Origin of the sequence: uncultured Sulfuricurvum sp. (assembly GCF_937936435.1) — a bacterium.
GTDB lineage: Bacteria > Campylobacterota > Campylobacteria > Campylobacterales > Sulfurimonadaceae > Sulfuricurvum.
This window is the reverse complement of sequence record NZ_CALDDG010000006.1, coordinates 1-14,141: the sequence shown is the minus strand read 5'-3', so window position 1 is coordinate 14,141 and position 14,141 is coordinate 1. Positions and strand designations below refer to the sequence as shown.

The 14,141-nt window shown below is 44.1% G+C and carries 19 protein-coding genes; 18 read left to right on the top strand and 1 reads right to left on the bottom strand.

What is annotated here, in order from left to right; all coding sequences use genetic code 11:
• The first annotated feature begins 230 nt into the window (after window positions 1-230).
• The 14 genes from rpmJ to Q0389_RS01045 all read left to right on the top strand — a co-directional run bounded on the left by rpmJ (window position 231) and on the right by Q0389_RS01045 (window position 9,910).
• Window positions 231-344 carry a 50S ribosomal protein L36 gene (gene rpmJ / locus Q0389_RS01110; RefSeq protein ID WP_294915863.1) on the top strand — a complete coding sequence of 38 codons (114 nt, stop codon included), beginning with the start codon at window positions 231-233 and terminating at the stop codon, window positions 342-344.
• Between the two features lie 2 nt (window positions 345-346).
• Window positions 347-715: a 30S ribosomal protein S13 gene (gene rpsM, locus Q0389_RS01105; protein ID WP_298690726.1), complete on the top strand. Its 369-nt coding sequence runs from the start codon at window positions 347-349 to the stop codon at window positions 713-715.
• A gap of 11 nt (window positions 716-726) precedes the next feature.
• Window positions 727-1,119 (top strand): 30S ribosomal protein S11, encoded by a 393-nt coding sequence (gene rpsK / locus Q0389_RS01100; protein WP_294923527.1) that lies wholly within the window; start codon window positions 727-729, stop codon window positions 1,117-1,119.
• 11 nt (window positions 1,120-1,130) lie between these two features.
• Entirely contained in the window at window positions 1,131-1,757 is a 627-nt protein-coding gene (gene rpsD, locus Q0389_RS01095; protein ID WP_298690723.1) for a 30S ribosomal protein S4, read from the top strand.
• A gap of 24 nt (window positions 1,758-1,781) precedes the next feature.
• Window positions 1,782-2,774, top strand: coding sequence for a DNA-directed RNA polymerase subunit alpha (locus Q0389_RS01090; protein WP_298690720.1), 993 nt, complete (start codon window positions 1,782-1,784; stop codon window positions 2,772-2,774).
• A gap of 24 nt (window positions 2,775-2,798) precedes the next feature.
• Window positions 2,799-3,149, top strand: a complete 351-nt coding sequence (gene rplQ, locus Q0389_RS01085; protein ID WP_298690717.1) for a 50S ribosomal protein L17 — start codon at window positions 2,799-2,801, stop codon at window positions 3,147-3,149.
• A gap of 129 nt (window positions 3,150-3,278) precedes the next feature.
• Entirely contained in the window at window positions 3,279-3,554 is a 276-nt protein-coding gene (locus Q0389_RS01080) for a NifU family protein (RefSeq protein ID WP_298690715.1), read from the top strand.
• 43 nt (window positions 3,555-3,597) lie between these two features.
• Window positions 3,598-4,191 (top strand): hypothetical protein, encoded by a 594-nt coding sequence (locus tag Q0389_RS01075; RefSeq protein WP_298690712.1) that lies wholly within the window; start codon window positions 3,598-3,600, stop codon window positions 4,189-4,191.
• Window positions 4,181-5,479, top strand: coding sequence for a UDP-N-acetylmuramoyl-L-alanyl-D-glutamate--2,6-diaminopimelate ligase (locus Q0389_RS01070; RefSeq protein ID WP_298690709.1), 1,299 nt, complete (start codon window positions 4,181-4,183; stop codon window positions 5,477-5,479). The genes Q0389_RS01075 and Q0389_RS01070 overlap by 11 nt, the downstream gene beginning before the upstream one ends.
• Before the next feature lie 124 nt (window positions 5,480-5,603).
• Window positions 5,604-5,978, top strand: coding sequence for a (2Fe-2S) ferredoxin domain-containing protein (locus Q0389_RS01065; protein WP_298690706.1), 375 nt, complete (start codon window positions 5,604-5,606; stop codon window positions 5,976-5,978).
• A gap of 3 nt (window positions 5,979-5,981) precedes the next feature.
• The gene (panD, locus tag Q0389_RS01060; RefSeq protein ID WP_298690703.1) at window positions 5,982-6,347 is read left to right on the top strand and encodes an aspartate 1-decarboxylase; all 366 of its coding nucleotides are present in this window, start codon (window positions 5,982-5,984) and stop codon (window positions 6,345-6,347) included.
• A 42-nt stretch (window positions 6,348-6,389) separates the two neighbouring features.
• Window positions 6,390-7,238: a polyprenyl synthetase family protein gene (locus Q0389_RS01055; protein WP_298690701.1), complete on the top strand. Its 849-nt coding sequence runs from the start codon at window positions 6,390-6,392 to the stop codon at window positions 7,236-7,238.
• Window positions 7,239-7,241: 3 nt separating this feature from the next.
• Window positions 7,242-9,158 carry a transketolase gene (tkt, locus tag Q0389_RS01050; RefSeq protein ID WP_298690699.1) on the top strand — a complete coding sequence of 639 codons (1,917 nt, stop codon included), beginning with the start codon at window positions 7,242-7,244 and terminating at the stop codon, window positions 9,156-9,158.
• Entirely contained in the window at window positions 9,158-9,910 is a 753-nt protein-coding gene (locus Q0389_RS01045; protein WP_298690696.1) for an RNA methyltransferase, read from the top strand. Before tkt ends, Q0389_RS01045 begins: the two co-directional genes overlap by 1 nt.
• Here the strand turns inward: Q0389_RS01045 and Q0389_RS01040 are convergent.
• Window positions 9,894-10,217: a thioredoxin family protein gene (locus Q0389_RS01040; RefSeq protein ID WP_298690694.1), complete on the bottom strand. Its 324-nt coding sequence runs from the start codon at window positions 10,215-10,217 to the stop codon at window positions 9,894-9,896. The genes Q0389_RS01045 and Q0389_RS01040 overlap by 17 nt on opposite strands.
• Before the next feature lie 12 nt (window positions 10,218-10,229).
• On the opposite strand from Q0389_RS01040, the gene Q0389_RS01035 reads away from it, so the two are divergent.
• The 4 genes from Q0389_RS01035 (at window position 10,230) to Q0389_RS01020 (ending at window position 14,019) form a co-directional block, all read left to right on the top strand.
• On the top strand, window positions 10,230-11,117 hold the full coding sequence (locus tag Q0389_RS01035; RefSeq protein ID WP_298690691.1) for an SPASM domain-containing protein: 888 nt from the start codon (window positions 10,230-10,232) through the stop codon (window positions 11,115-11,117).
• Window positions 11,110-12,063 (top strand): magnesium/cobalt transporter CorA, encoded by a 954-nt coding sequence (corA, locus tag Q0389_RS01030; protein WP_298690689.1) that lies wholly within the window; start codon window positions 11,110-11,112, stop codon window positions 12,061-12,063. The genes Q0389_RS01035 and corA overlap by 8 nt, the downstream gene beginning before the upstream one ends.
• 70 nt (window positions 12,064-12,133) lie before the next feature.
• Complete coding sequence (locus Q0389_RS01025) at window positions 12,134-13,282, top strand: sodium:proton exchanger (RefSeq protein ID WP_298690686.1); 1,149 nt, start codon at window positions 12,134-12,136, stop codon at window positions 13,280-13,282.
• On the top strand, window positions 13,282-14,019 hold the full coding sequence (locus Q0389_RS01020; RefSeq protein WP_298690683.1) for a YaaA family protein: 738 nt from the start codon (window positions 13,282-13,284) through the stop codon (window positions 14,017-14,019). The genes Q0389_RS01025 and Q0389_RS01020 overlap by 1 nt, the downstream gene beginning before the upstream one ends.
• Window positions 14,020-14,141: the final 122 nt, after the last annotated feature.

Below are 14,141 nucleotides of genomic sequence, written 5' to 3'. Positions count from 1 at the left end.
TTAGAGTTGCCGTATATGATACGCATCGTATGATCTATGGGGTTCTTTCCCCCTTCCTCCTTTATACTTAATAAAAGTTTAACCTTGTGTGATGTATTATACGCGTCCACTTTGCCCTCTCGGACAAATAGAATTGAATGTTTATAACTGCGTTCAGCGTAGTTACAAGTATTGGTTAGACTGCGGTCAACCTACGAGAAGCGAGTGACTTAAATCAACGGAGCCTACCGATGAAAGTACGTTCTTCAGTGAAGAAAATGTGCGATGATTGCAAAATCATCAAACGCAAGGGAATTGTTCGCGTAATCTGCAAAACCCCAAAACATAAACAAAGACAAGGATAAGCATGGCACGTATTGCTGGTGTGGACTTACCTAAGAAAAAACGTTTGGAGTATGCATTAACTTATATCTATGGTATCGGTTTACATACTTCACGCAAAATTTTGGATGCGACCGGACTCGATTACAACAAACGTGTATACGAGCTAAGCGAAGATGATGCGGCAACACTTGCCAAAGAAATTCGTCAAAATGTCGTTGTTGAAGGTGACCTTCGTAAACAAGTTGCAATGGATATTAAAGCTTTGATGGATCTCGGTTCTTACCGTGGTCTTCGTCATCGTAAAGGTCTTCCATGCCGTGGTCAAAAAACTAAAACCAATGCACGTACACGCAAAGGTAAAAAGAAAACTGTCGGCTCGGCCACAAAGTAAGGGATTAGAGTATGGCAAAAAGAAAAGCAACCCGTAAAAAAATCGTAAAAAAGAATATTGCAAAAGGTATCGTGCATATCTTGGCATCTTTCAATAATACCCTTGTAACCGTAACGGATGAGATGGGTAATATGATCGCATGGAGTTCGGCTGGTGCCCTTGGTTTCAAAGGCTCTAAAAAATCGACTCCGTTTGCTGCGCAACAAGCAGTAGAAGCGGCAATGGAAAAAGCAATGGTCCACGGAATCAAAGAAGTGGGAATTAAAGTTCAAGGTCCAGGTTCTGGACGTGAAACAGCAGTTAAAAGTGTTGGTGCTATCGAGGGCGTTCGTGTTTCTTTCATGAAAGACGTTACTCCGCTACCACACAATGGATGTCGTGCGCCTAAGCGCCGACGCGTGTAAGGAGGTTTGTAATGGCAAGATATAGAGGACCCGTAGAAAAAATCGAAAGAAGATTCGGTGTAAGCCTTGGTTTAAAAGGTGAACGTCGTCTTGCAGGTAAAAGTGCCCTTGACAAACGTCCGTACGGACCTGGACAACACGGTCAACGCCGTACTAAAATTTCTGAATACGGTACACAGCTTCGCGAAAAACAAAAAGCGAAATTTATGTACGGTTTGAGTGAAAAACAAATGCGCGCATTGTTTGCTGAAGCAAAACGCCGTACAGGTAACACCGGTACAAACTTGGTAATGCTTCTTGAGCAACGTCTTGACAATGTCGTTTACCGTATGGGATTTGCAACAACTCGTCGTTTTGCACGCCAATTGGTTAACCACGGTCATATCTTGGTTGACGGCAAACGTGTTGATATTCCATCTTACCGTGTAAAACCGGGTCAAAAAGTGGAAATCCACGAGAAAAGTAAAAAGAACAACCAAATCGTTCGTGCGATTGAATTGACTAACCAAACCGGTCTTGCTGCATGGGTTGACATCGACCAAGATAAAGCGTTCGGTATTTTTACACGTCTTCCTGAGCGTGAAGAAATTGTTATCCCTGTTGAGGAACGTCTAATCGTCGAGCTTTACTCGAAATAATCATTTAAAGAAAGGGCGTTCAGCATGAAAAAAATTAAAACATCACCGCTTCTTCCGAAAGAATTTGTCGTTGAACAAATCAGTGCGAACGAAGCAAATATTATCGCGTATCCGTTTGAAACCGGATTCGCGGTTTCACTTGCTCATCCGATCCGCCGCTTTTTGCTAAGCAGTTCTGTCGGATTCGCACCGATCGGTATCAAAATCGAAGGTGCCAAGCATGAGTTTGACTCGGTGCGCGGTATGCTCGAAGACATTTCGGATTTCATCATTAACCTCAAAGGGATCCGTTTTAAATTGAAAAACGGTCTTAAAGAGAAAGAGATCACGTACAGTTTTGCAGGCCCTTGCGAAATTCACGGTAAAGATCTGGACAATGACGATGTGGAAGTGGTAACGCCGAATGCATTTTTAGCAACTTTGAATGAAGATGCGACATTGAACTTCAGTGTTAAAATCCATCAAGGTATCGGTTATGCGCCGAGCGAAGATGTTCGTGATGTCCTTGGAGAAGGATACATCGCGTTGGATGCTTATTTCACACCGGTACGTCGTGCTACATATGCAATCGAAAACGTATTGGTAGAAGATAATCCAAACTTTGAAAAAGTAGTGATCAATATCGCTACGGACGGGCAAATTTCACCTGTCGATGCATTTAAAAATGCATTGGAAGTGATGTATGCGCAAATGGCTGTTTTCAACAGCGAAGTAAGCATCAAAGCTCCGGCTGCTGCTGAGCGCGGGGACGAGCATCCTGAGCTAAAACGTCTTGGTGCGCGTATCGAAGAACTTGGTTTGAGTGCACGCAGCTTCAATTGTTTGGACCGATCAAATATCAAATATATCGGCGAAATCGTTATGATGAGCCAAAACGATTTGAAAGAGGTTAAAAACCTCGGCAAAAAATCGTTTGAAGAGATTTTAGAAAAAATCACAGAATACGGTTATTCCGTAGGACAAGATTTGGCTGATGATCTTATCAGTGCGATCAAAAAGAAAATCGAAGCTGAATAAGCTTAATTATAAAGAGGAAGTATCATGAGACATCGTCACGGATACCGCAAATTAGGAAGAACAAGCGCACATCGTGAAGCTTTGTTGACAAACCTAAGCATTGCGTTGATTGAACACGGTAAAATTGAAACTACGTTGATGAAAGCGAAAGAGCTTCGTTCATTCGCTGAAAAATTAATTACAACTGCACGTGCCGGTGATGCGAATGCGCACCGTTCTGTATTTGCTGTTTTGCAAAATAAAGAAGCAACGAAAACATTGATCAATGAAGTTGCCCCTAAATACAACGAGCGTAACGGCGGCTATACCCGTATCGTAAAAACTCGTATCCGCCGCGGTGATGCTACACCGATGGCATATGTTGAACTCGTCTAACGAGTTCAATAGACCCATAACCCCCTTAAATCGAGCTTCACTCGAAAACTATCCTTTTTGCATTAGACCATGTTTAGCCCTTTTCTTATATTATTATGATCTTATTTGAGCTTCAAAGGTATAATAACGATGATTCCATTTAGCGATGAAGAATTAATGCAGCCGGTCCGCACCGTCATTGATAAAATACGCCCCTCTTTGGCATTAGACGGAGGTGACATAGCCTTCTTGACCGTAAAGAATGGAACAATATATGTACAATTACAAGGTGCATGTATTGGATGTTCAAGCAGCGGAAATACGTTAAAATACGGGGTTGAACGCCAGCTTCGTATGGATATTCACCCCGAACTTGTCGTTATTAACGTTCCGCAGGGGATGGAGCATCAGATAGACGCATTATAATTTTAGAAAAGAGCCGATATAGAGTAAATATAGGAGGGCATCCATGAAAACAACGAATTTAACCAAAACCCTCAAACAAGCAAATGACTATTTTTTAGCTGGGAAATACAACGAGGCATTACGTGATTATTCATTGGCCTTAAAAGATTATCCGGAGTCAAAAGAGGCCTATAACGGCGCTATTTTGTCTGATATGGCAATGGGCGGCGAAAGCGGCGGAGAAGCATTGTTTGACTATTACACCATTTTAAAAAGCGAAGATGCCGAACAGGCAGATATTATCATCTCGGAAATATTGGAAACGATGGACGGGACGCTTGATCAGCTTTCAGGCCTGTTCAATGAGACGATACAGCAGCGGCTGGCTTATGAAGACGGGATTATGTACAACGAGTTCAAAGAGCTTGTAAAAGATGACAACGATTTTAACCGTATTTTTGAAAACATTATGTTCTCAACCCGTGTCATTATTACCGAAAAAGAAGATTTTGTCGACTTCTTGGATAATCTGATTCATCATGGATACAAAGAGATGGCGCTCAGCTATCTGGAAAGCGCATTGGGTGTTTACCCGAATGACCGTCAGTTACGTAATCTATTGCGTCGTTTAGCTAAAGGGAATAAGATTGAAAATTGAAGTTCCCGGGCAAACTTTTCGCTATGTAAGCGAGAACTCTAACGAATGTTCATCCGAATGTGCATTTTTGCTGACAAAACAAAATGAAAAATATAAAGAGGATGCTCTTGAAAAAGGGATACATTCAATTATAACACCGCAAGAATGCTGGGAACTGTTCGGATTGGATCGTATCTGTGTCATCGGGATAACGGGTACAAACGGCAAAACGACAACTGCAAGTGCGATCTATTCTTTGTTGTTGGATTTGGGACACAAAGCGGCGATGCAGGGTACGCGCGGATTTTTTATGAATGACGCACCCGTGGAAGGGAAGACGCTAACAACACCGAGCGTTCTGAATACTTACCGTCATATGGCACAGGCGATAGCGGCAGGATGCGAGTATTTCATTATGGAAGTGAGCTCGCATGCGATAGAGCAAGAGCGGATAGCAGGGATACAATTCGGCCTTAAAATATTGACTAACATTACCCAAGATCATTTGGACTACCATTCAAGTTTGGAAGAGTATACCCGTATCAAAAATCAGTTTTTTCAAGACGAGACGAAAAAACTGATTAATCGCGATGAAGCGAAGGCGGAGTTTAATATCAAAAACGCCTATACGTACGGAGTCGAAAACCCGGCTACCTACAAGATAGTGGCATACTCTTTGAACAACGGCGTAAGCGGTGTATTGAAACATTTTGAAGAACTGGTTCCGTTCGAATCGTCTCTTCACGGTTTCTTTAATCTTTATAATATCACCGCTGCCATGGCAGCGGTGCATCTGGTTAGCGGCGAGACAATCGAAAAAATCGCAGAAGTGCTCGAAAACTTCGGCGGTGTTAGTGGTCGGATGGAAGTGGTGAGCACCGATCCGTTGGTTATTGTCGATTTTGCCCATACACCGGATGGCATGGAACAGGTACTCGGTGCCCTGAAAGAAAAAGAGGTATTGGTCGTTTTCGGTGCCGGTGGGGATCGCGATCGTACGAAACGTCCATTGATGGGGCGGGTTGCTTCCAATTACGCTAAAAAATTGTATGTTACGAGCGATAATCCCCGTTTCGAAGATCCCGATGTGATTATCGAAGATATCCTGACCGGAATTGATGATCGCAGCAATGTCTATGTCGACGTCAACCGACGCAACGCGATTGCTCAGGCATTGAAAGATCGCAGCGGAGATGAAGTGGTATTGATTCTGGGTAAAGGGGATGAAACGTCCCAAATCATTTACGATCAGCATCTTCCGTTTGACGATCGTGTCGTCGCCAAAGAGATACTCTCCGAGCTTTTATAAGTGCTAAAGCTTCCCTTAAGCAATGTGATTGCTTACTGGAGCTTAATATGCACTCGTATATTTTGGCTATAATGCCGTTACTATTTCCGGTGCATCATGTCACCAAACCTATAAGGAGCGTTAGATGGGTATCCCACAACCTGCGTTTTATATTTTCAAGTGTGAGCAGAGCTCTCCTCCGGGTATGCCGAAACCGAGTTGCGTCAATCCGCATACACAGGATATTTTTCAGCATTTGGCACAAACATTGATGCAAAAAGGGTTGATCGCAACCGTTCAGCCGATTCGTACATCGTGCATGAACCGCTGTAATGTCGGTCCGATTATGTTGGTAGAACCGGGACATGTTATGTACTGCGGTCTTACAAAAGAAAAAATCAACGAGATCATCGACCGTCACATCATCGGTGGAGAAGTGGTACAAGAGTATGTGATTCCAGAGGAATTGTGGGACGCTCCGATTTCACCTGAAGCCATGATGAAGCAGATGGGACGCTAATCGATGTTGATCGAAATGCTCTACAGTAAAATTCACCGTGCAACCGTAACCGACGCTAATTTAAATTACGTCGGTTCAATCACCATCGACGAAGAGCTTCTTGAAGCGTCGAAGATGCGTGTCGGGCAAAAAGTCGAAATATTGAATATCAATAACGGTGAGCGCTTTTCAACCTACATTATCCTCGGCGAACGCGGACAGCGTGATATTTGTCTTAACGGTGCGGCAGCCCGTAAAGTGCATAAAGGGGATAAGATTATTATTGTTGCCTACGCAACGTATAATGATGCAGAATTAGAGAATTACAAACCGACGGTTGTTTTGGTCGACGATGAGAATGCAATTACGGAAGTAATCGAGAAGATATAAGCTCCGGCGTGGTACTATTTCAAAAAAAATAGTGGGATCATAATGGAGCAATTCGAAGCGTTTTTAGGGGCACACCTTCCCGTAGTTACGAGTTTTCACCCCCATTATGAATTATCGTTACGCCAAATGTTGACCGGTGGCGGAAAACGGTTTCGTCCGGCACTTCTTTTAGGCGTGGTCCGCGCATACAATCCCCTTTTGATTCAAAGTGCTTATCATGTCGCATTGGCGATAGAAGTCCTTCATACATATTCCCTGATCCATGATGATTTACCGGCAATGGACAATGCTGATTTGCGCCGCGGCATTCCGACATTGCATAAAACCTATGATGAAGTTAGTGCGATTTTGGCAGGGGACGCTTTGAACACGTATGCGTTTGAAATTTTGTCTAATGCTCCGTTGGCAGATCGGGTGATTGTCAAACTTGTCCGTTCGTTGGCGCATAATGGCGGAGTAAACGGAATGGTTCTAGGGCAAGCCATCGATTGCCAGTTTGAAAATCAGCGGCTGGAATTGGATCAGGTCAAGATGCTTCATATCCATAAAACGGGCAAACTGATTGCGGCATCGCTTCAAATGGGTGCACTGATTGTCGGGCGCGATGATATTGCTCAACAATTGTATGACTTTGGAATTGATTTGGGGCTATTGTTTCAAATTCAAGATGATATTTTAGATGTTACCCAAAATGATGAACAAGCAGGTAAAACGACTAACAACGATCAGGCGAAAAATAGTTTTGTGACACTGCTTGGCTTTGAAAAAGCAATGAAAGAGGCGAATACTTTAGCGGATAAAATTATCCGACAAATGACGAGTTTTGATGAGAATTTGCAGCGTGAATTGTCACCAACACTTAACCACTACATTAACCGACACAAGGATTAAACAATGAGTAATGCAATGCGCCAAAAAATGGCAGACACGATTCGCTTTTTAGCGGCCGATATGGTTCAACAAGCTAATTCGGGTCACCCGGGGGCACCGATGGGCTTGGCGGATATCGCAGTTGTTCTCTCAGAACATATGAGCCACAATCCGAAAAATCCGAAATGGCTCAATCGCGACCGTTTGGTATTTTCAGGCGGACACGGAACGGGATTGATCTATTCGCTCTACTATCTGTGGGGGTATGGATTGGAGATTGCTGACCTTAAAAATTTCCGTCAACTTGATTCCAAAACTCCCGGGCATCCTGAGTACGGACATACTGCCGGGATCGAAATAACGACAGGACCTTTGGGCCAGGGTATCGCCAATGCGGTCGGTTTTGCGATGGCTTCTACGTATGTAGGGAATAAAGTCAATTCAGAAACGGCGGCGATGATCGATCACAACGTATATTGTTTATGCGGTGATGGCGATTTGGAAGAGGGGATCAGCTATGAAGCATGTTCGATTGCAGGTCACATGGAGCTAGACAATCTGGTCGTGATCTATGATTCAAACCGTATCACGATCGAAGGTTCGACGGAACTTAGCCTCAGCGAAAATATTCGTGAGCGTTTCGAATCCCAAAACTGGGCTGTTTTGGAGATAGACGGACATAATTTTGACGAAATTGACGGTGCTTTGACACAGGCAAAAACGATCAAACGCCCGGTTCTTATTATCGCCAATACCGTGATCGCCAAAGGGGGCGGCAAAATGGAGGGGTCTCACCATGCGCACGGTGCACCTCTGGGGCATGATGTGATCAAAGCAGCCAAAATCGCAGCGGGGTTCGATCCGGAGTCAACGTTTGCCGTGGATGCGGACGTATTGGAGCGTTTCCGCTGTGCGATTGAAAAGGGAGATTTGGCAGAACGCGAATGGAACCATCGGTTGCAAGAACTTCCTCTTTCGGAACAAAATGAGGCGTATGCCCAATTGCTAAATCCGGATTTCAGCCGTATAGAATGGCCGATTTTTGAAAAAGCGGACGCGACACGTAATACGAACGGTAAAATTCTAAATGCGATTGCCAAAGCAATTCCGGGGTTTTTGGGAGGCTCTGCCGACCTCGGGCCGTCCAATAAAACCGAGCTAACAAATATGGGCGATTTCCCGAACGGGAAAAATATCCATTTCGGTATCCGCGAACACGCAATGGCATCGATTACGAATGCGATGGCGTTGTACGGTCCGATTTTACCGTTTAGTGCGACCTTTTTCGTATTTAGCGATTATCTAAAACCTTCAGCCCGTATTGCTGCACTCAGCGGAATCCAACATTTCTTTATTTGGACGCATGACAGTATCGGTGTCGGAGAAGACGGTCCGACGCATCAGCCGATCGAACATCTGAGCCAATTTAGAGCGTTGCCGAATTTTTATGTTTATCGCCCGGCGGACGGAGCTGAAAACGTCAAATGTTGGCAAAAAGCCCTTTCGATGAAACACTCTCCGTCCGCGTTTGTCTGTTCTCGTCAAAATCTTCCGATTCTGCCGTCCGCAGTTCGCGGGGATGTCGAAAACGGGGGTTATCTTCTTGTAGAACGCGCTGACGCGACGGTGACATTAATGGCGTCGGGTTCTGAGGTTGGCTTGGCGATCGAGAGTGCGGAACTTCTCGCATCACGCGGTATTTCGGCAAACGTTGTGAGTGTACCGTGTTTCGATTTGTTGTTGGAACAATCCCAAAGCTATATCGATACAATTATCAAACCGGGAACCAAAAAAGTAGCCATCGAAGCGGCTCGAGGGCTTGAATGGTATCGTTTCGCCGATACGGTTGTGGCGATGGAGGGATTCGGTGCGAGTGCGCCGGCCGATAAATTGTTTGAGAAATTCGGATTTAGTGCAGACGCCGTTGCGGCGAAAGTCTAATGAACGATTCTGCAGAGTATTTAGAGAAAAAGCGTTTTTTTGATTCGTTGATTACTCTATATGGCCGTAATGTCGCCGTGGAAGTGCTGCGAGACGATACGGTTCAGATTCATAGACTGCATCTTTCCAAAAGCAACCGCAGTGACGAGACGATCGAAGAGATCATGGCTCTCGCCGAAATGCGGGGTGTGGAGATCAAATACCATACCAAAGAGGCATTGTCACGTATCTCTAAAAACAGTGCACAAGATCAGGGGGTTGCGATTGACGTCGTTAGCCAAAATTACCGTAGTGCCTCTAAAATTGAAACAGATCTGCCGGCTTCTTTTCGTCTTTTAGCACTGGATGGGATCAACAATCCCCAAAATCTGGGGATGATCGTCCGCTCAGCCGCGGCGAGCAAGATCGACGGTATCGTTCTGCCTCGACGAAACAGTACCAAGCTCTCTCCGCTGGTAATGAAAGCGTCTGCGGGGACACTCTTTAAAATCCCGATCTATTATTGTGAGGATTTATCGGATATTTTAGGGCTGAAAGATACGGCGATTATTACCCTCTCATCGCATGCAACTGCGGATATTCATTCGCTGAAAATTCCTCCGCGTGCCGTTTTTGTACTGGGGAATGAATCCGAAGGGGTGAGTGATAGTGTAATGCGTGCATCAACCCATAGCGTCAGTATTCCGATGTATCGGGGCGTCGAGTCGCTCAACGTCGCCGTAACGGCAGGGATTGTCAGCTTTCTACCATAAAGCTGTACGGCCGTTTAATCGTATCAACGACCTCGCCGACACTCATGTGCCGGCTTTTACGCAAAAATTCTCGCCCTTCAAAAAAGACAAGTACCGTCGGAATAGCAAAAACACTAAAATGTGAAGCAATTTCGGGCGTTTGCGAAATATCGATACTCTCTATGATAAAAGTCGGGAAGTTATCCATAATAGCTTCGGTCAGTTTAGGTTTTAGTGCATGACAGACGTTACAGGTCGGTGCGCTAAAATAGAGCATCACCGCATCGTTAGAGTTGAGTGTTTGGTTAATAGTGTCTAAGGTTTGCATAAAAGGATTATAATGAAATTCAGCCGTGCCTATGTTGAAATAACCAATATATGCGGTTTGTCGTGCAGCTTTTGTCCCCCGAAAAATCAACCGACCACTACAATGGCTCTTTCGTTTTTTAAATCGATCACGGAACAGCTTCGAAGCTATACCGATGAGATTGCTTTGCATGTGATGGGTGATCCTATGGTATTGAGCAATGTGAAAGAGTATCTCGATATAGCATACGATGCAGGGTTAAAAGTGATGATCACGACCAGCGGATTTTATCTCGATGACTTACGCCGTGAAGCACTTTTTCATCCCACACTTCGCCAGATCAATATCTCGCTTAACAGCTTTAATAAAAATAGCGTCTCTCGAACTTTTGAGGCATATATGGAACCTATATTGGCCTTGTGTGACGAAAAGCTTTCGGGTTCAAATGATTTTTTTATCAATCTTCGTCTTTGGAATTTGGATGAGATTTATAGCGAAAGCCATTTTAACGAGCGGCTTTTTGAACTTTTGGAGAAGCACTTTTCTCTTGAAAAAGGAGTGATTTCTTCACAGATCAGCGGAGAGCGGCAATCGATCCGTTTAGCGTCCAAAATATTGCTCCATTTCGATCGCTATTTTGAGTGGCCGAATCTGCATAATGCCGTTGTCGGAAATGGATACTGCCAAGGGTTGAGTAAGCAAATCGCCGTCCTTTCGGACGGGCGGGTGGTACCGTGCTGTCTGGACGGTGATGGGGTAATGGAACTGGGTAACCTCTTCGAGACAAATTTGGGTAAAATTCTGACATCTGAACGTGCCGTAGCGATCCGCGAGGGGTTCGCACGCAGTGTCTGTACAGAAGAGTTATGCCAAAAGTGTACGTATAAAGAACGATTTAAACAAGGAGGAAGCGATGATTAAATGTTATATCCGTAATGAAAACGCGATAGCTTTCATCGATACGATGTCAGAACTTGACGGTGATGTGATCGAGAAGGTAATTTGGATCGATATGCTGATGCCGACGTATGATGAAATCGTTTTTATCGAAAATACGTTCAACATCAAATTTCCGACAAAACAAGAGACCGAAGAGATCGAGATCAGTTCACGCTATTGGGAAGAGAATGACCGGATTGAGATTAACAGCTATTTTCTGGTAACGGCGGATCGGAATCCGCATAATGAAACCGTATCGTTTATTCTGCATGAAAACAAGCTGATCTCGATCCGCTATACGTCGCTTTATACGTTTGACGAATTCAACCGAAAGTTTTTTGCAACGCCGAAACAATTCGAGACGGGCTATGATATCTTTTGCCAGATTTTGGATATCCGAATCGATGCCGACGCCGATATCATCGAAAAACTTTCAAAAGATATCACACGTGTCCGTAAACATGTTTTGACAGACTATACCAATGAAGACGAAGAGATATTGGAACGGATTTCGGCCTTGGAAGATTTAAACATGCAAATACGCGAAAACCTGAACGATAAACAGCGTATTTTGAGTGCCTTTTTGAAGTCGACCAAGTATAAGCATGCATTAAAACATGACGTCACAGTCATGCTTAAAGATATCAAATCGCTGATCGATTACACCGATTTCAATTTTGAACGCCTCGATTATCTGCAAAATATCTTCGTAGGGGTTTTGAGCATCGAACAAAACAAAGTTATTAAAATGTTTACGATCGTCAATGTTATTTTTCTTCCTCCTACTCTAATAGCGAGTATTTACGGGATGAATTTTCAGATCATGCCGGAACTGAATTGGCATTACGGCTACCTTCTTTCGATCTTTATGATGATTTGTTCATCGGTCCTTCCGATTTATGTTTTCAAACGAAAAGGGTGGGTTTAATCCATAGTATGGCTGTGTTTATGGTACTATTATGGACACAGCTTTAAACAAAATCTAAAAGGATACAGTCTTGGACAGGCGGATACGCTATTTTATTGAGGATTATTGGGATATTTTTATAGGAGTCGTAGCGATACTTCTCTCATTCGTTTTTAATGCCCAGCATGAATCATCTCTCGCAACATTGTTTGCCGCGATCGGAATCGCATCTCTTTCTCTCACGGTGGCCGAAGTGGCCGATATCCTCTCCGAACGTCTTCATGAACCTTACGGAAGTTTCGTTCTGACTTTTAGCGCCGTAGCGGTGGAAATCATCTTATTGTATGTGATTTTGCTCGAAGTGAAGCACTCTCCCGAAGTGTTAGAAACGGTAAAGGGGGGAATCATTTCCGCGGTTATCGTCGATTTGAACGTTTTACTCGGACTTGCCGTCTTCCTCGGAGGATTGGCATTTACACAGCAACAGCATAACAAAGAGACTTCCAGCGCCTATAGCACCGTTTTGTTTGTCGCGTCATCGGCATTGTTGGTTCCTGGACTGTTAAGCCATACGGATCACGGAGCGAATGCCCTGACCCATGTCAGCCACCTGATTGCCGCAGTATTGCTTTTATTTTACATTATCATCTTCATATTTCAAACTCGTACGCACACCCATTTTTTTAAAGCAACGGCACGAAGCCGTTTTTTCCGGTTAAAGCGGAAGCTTCAAGAAGAAGAGGGTGAGATCGATGAAAATGAATCGAGTGATTATGTTTTCGAACATTTGAGTACCCCTATCAACTTTATTGCTATTTTTGGATTTATCGCCGTTATCGCTTTGGGTGCTGAAATATTTGCCGGCAATGGAGTTGCGATAGCACGTGAGCATGGTATATCGGCAGGTCTTGCCGGATTGGTCATTGCGATTATCAGCGTTTCTCCGGAAATTTTTACTGCGGTAAGGGCGGCGAGAAACGATCAGATCCAGCGGGTTGTTAACATAGCAATGGGTGCATCAACGGTTTCGATCATTTTGACGGTGCCTATTTTAATGCTCTTGGCTTATTTTTCAGGGATTAATCTGACATTGGATTTCAATCCGCTTCAAATCGGAGCGTTGTTGCTGACGATCTTATTAGTGTGGAAAACGACCGATGAGGGGGAGACCAACTATTTCGAGGGGGCATCGCATATGATGTTCTTTCTCAGTTACGCCATTATTGCAGCGTATTACTGATGATTATTCTGTTCGCACCCAGTGAGGGGAAACGGAAGGGGGGAGAATGCCCCCCGCTCCAACACGATAGTTTTTTATTTCCGCAGATGTATCAGAAACGGATGGAAATCGTTGCGCAGTACGAAGCAGTGATCGCAGAAGGAGAGCAGGAGAAGCTTTGCGAACTCTTCGGTGTAAAAGATCCGAAAGAGTACGAACGCTATCGCCTCCCTTTTTTAAAAGCTCCGACGATGAGAGCGATTGAACGATATGACGGAGTAGCATACGATTATCTCGATTTCCCTTCGCTTTCATCGGATGCACAATCGTACATTGAACGCCATGTAATCCTTTTTTCCAATCTCTTCGGCCCGATCGGTGCCGGAGACTGCATCCCCGATTATAAAGTGAAACAAGGCTCCAAAATCGGAAGCTGTGTTCCGGAGAAAGAGTACAAAAAGGATTTTTCGTCCGTTCTCGATGAAAAGATCGCCGGAGAAGAGATTCTGGATCTACGTGCAGGGTTTTACGATAAGTTTTATACTCCTGCATCTAGAGTAACGACATTGAAGTTTTTGAAAGAAGGCAAGGTGGTAAGCCACTGGGCCAAAGCATACCGAGGAATCGTACTGCGCGAAGCTGCATCAGCCCGGATAAAAGGGATCGATGAGTTGCTGGCGATGAATATAGAGGGACTTGTTTTAGAGAAAATTATCGAGACAAATACAAAAAAAGAGATCGTTTATAACGTTTGTTAAAATTTTTCTCAATGGCTCTTGACATTTTAGGATGAAATGACTATAATTTCAGCTCCATTTCACCAATGCCGGCATAGCTCAGTTGGCTAGAGCAACTGATTTGTAATCAGTAGGCCCGGGGT

Coding starts and splice junctions, on each gene's coding strand:
- rpsK (WP_294923527.1), top strand. CDS start 727: ATGGCAAAAAGAAAAGCAACCCGTAAAAAAATCGTAAAAAAGAATATT.
- Q0389_RS01075 (WP_298690712.1), top strand. CDS start 3,598: ATGAAAACAACGAATTTAACCAAAACCCTCAAACAAGCAAATGACTAT.
- rpmJ (WP_294915863.1), top strand. CDS start 231: ATGAAAGTACGTTCTTCAGTGAAGAAAATGTGCGATGATTGCAAAATC.
- rpsD (WP_298690723.1), top strand. CDS start 1,131: ATGGCAAGATATAGAGGACCCGTAGAAAAAATCGAAAGAAGATTCGGT.
- Q0389_RS01020 (WP_298690683.1), top strand. CDS start 13,282: ATGATTATTCTGTTCGCACCCAGTGAGGGGAAACGGAAGGGGGGAGAA.
- Q0389_RS01080 (WP_298690715.1), top strand. CDS start 3,279: ATGATTCCATTTAGCGATGAAGAATTAATGCAGCCGGTCCGCACCGTC.
- corA (WP_298690689.1), top strand. CDS start 11,110: ATGATTAAATGTTATATCCGTAATGAAAACGCGATAGCTTTCATCGAT.
- Q0389_RS01045 (WP_298690696.1), top strand. CDS start 9,158: ATGAACGATTCTGCAGAGTATTTAGAGAAAAAGCGTTTTTTTGATTCG.
- tkt (WP_298690699.1), top strand. CDS start 7,242: ATGAGTAATGCAATGCGCCAAAAAATGGCAGACACGATTCGCTTTTTA.
- Q0389_RS01055 (WP_298690701.1), top strand. CDS start 6,390: ATGGAGCAATTCGAAGCGTTTTTAGGGGCACACCTTCCCGTAGTTACG.
- rpsM (WP_298690726.1), top strand. CDS start 347: ATGGCACGTATTGCTGGTGTGGACTTACCTAAGAAAAAACGTTTGGAG.
- Q0389_RS01040 (WP_298690694.1), bottom strand. CDS start 10,217: ATGCAAACCTTAGACACTATTAACCAAACACTCAACTCTAACGATGCG.
- rplQ (WP_298690717.1), top strand. CDS start 2,799: ATGAGACATCGTCACGGATACCGCAAATTAGGAAGAACAAGCGCACAT.
- Q0389_RS01035 (WP_298690691.1), top strand. CDS start 10,230: ATGAAATTCAGCCGTGCCTATGTTGAAATAACCAATATATGCGGTTTG.
- Q0389_RS01065 (WP_298690706.1), top strand. CDS start 5,604: ATGGGTATCCCACAACCTGCGTTTTATATTTTCAAGTGTGAGCAGAGC.
- panD (WP_298690703.1), top strand. CDS start 5,982: ATGTTGATCGAAATGCTCTACAGTAAAATTCACCGTGCAACCGTAACC.
- Q0389_RS01090 (WP_298690720.1), top strand. CDS start 1,782: ATGAAAAAAATTAAAACATCACCGCTTCTTCCGAAAGAATTTGTCGTT.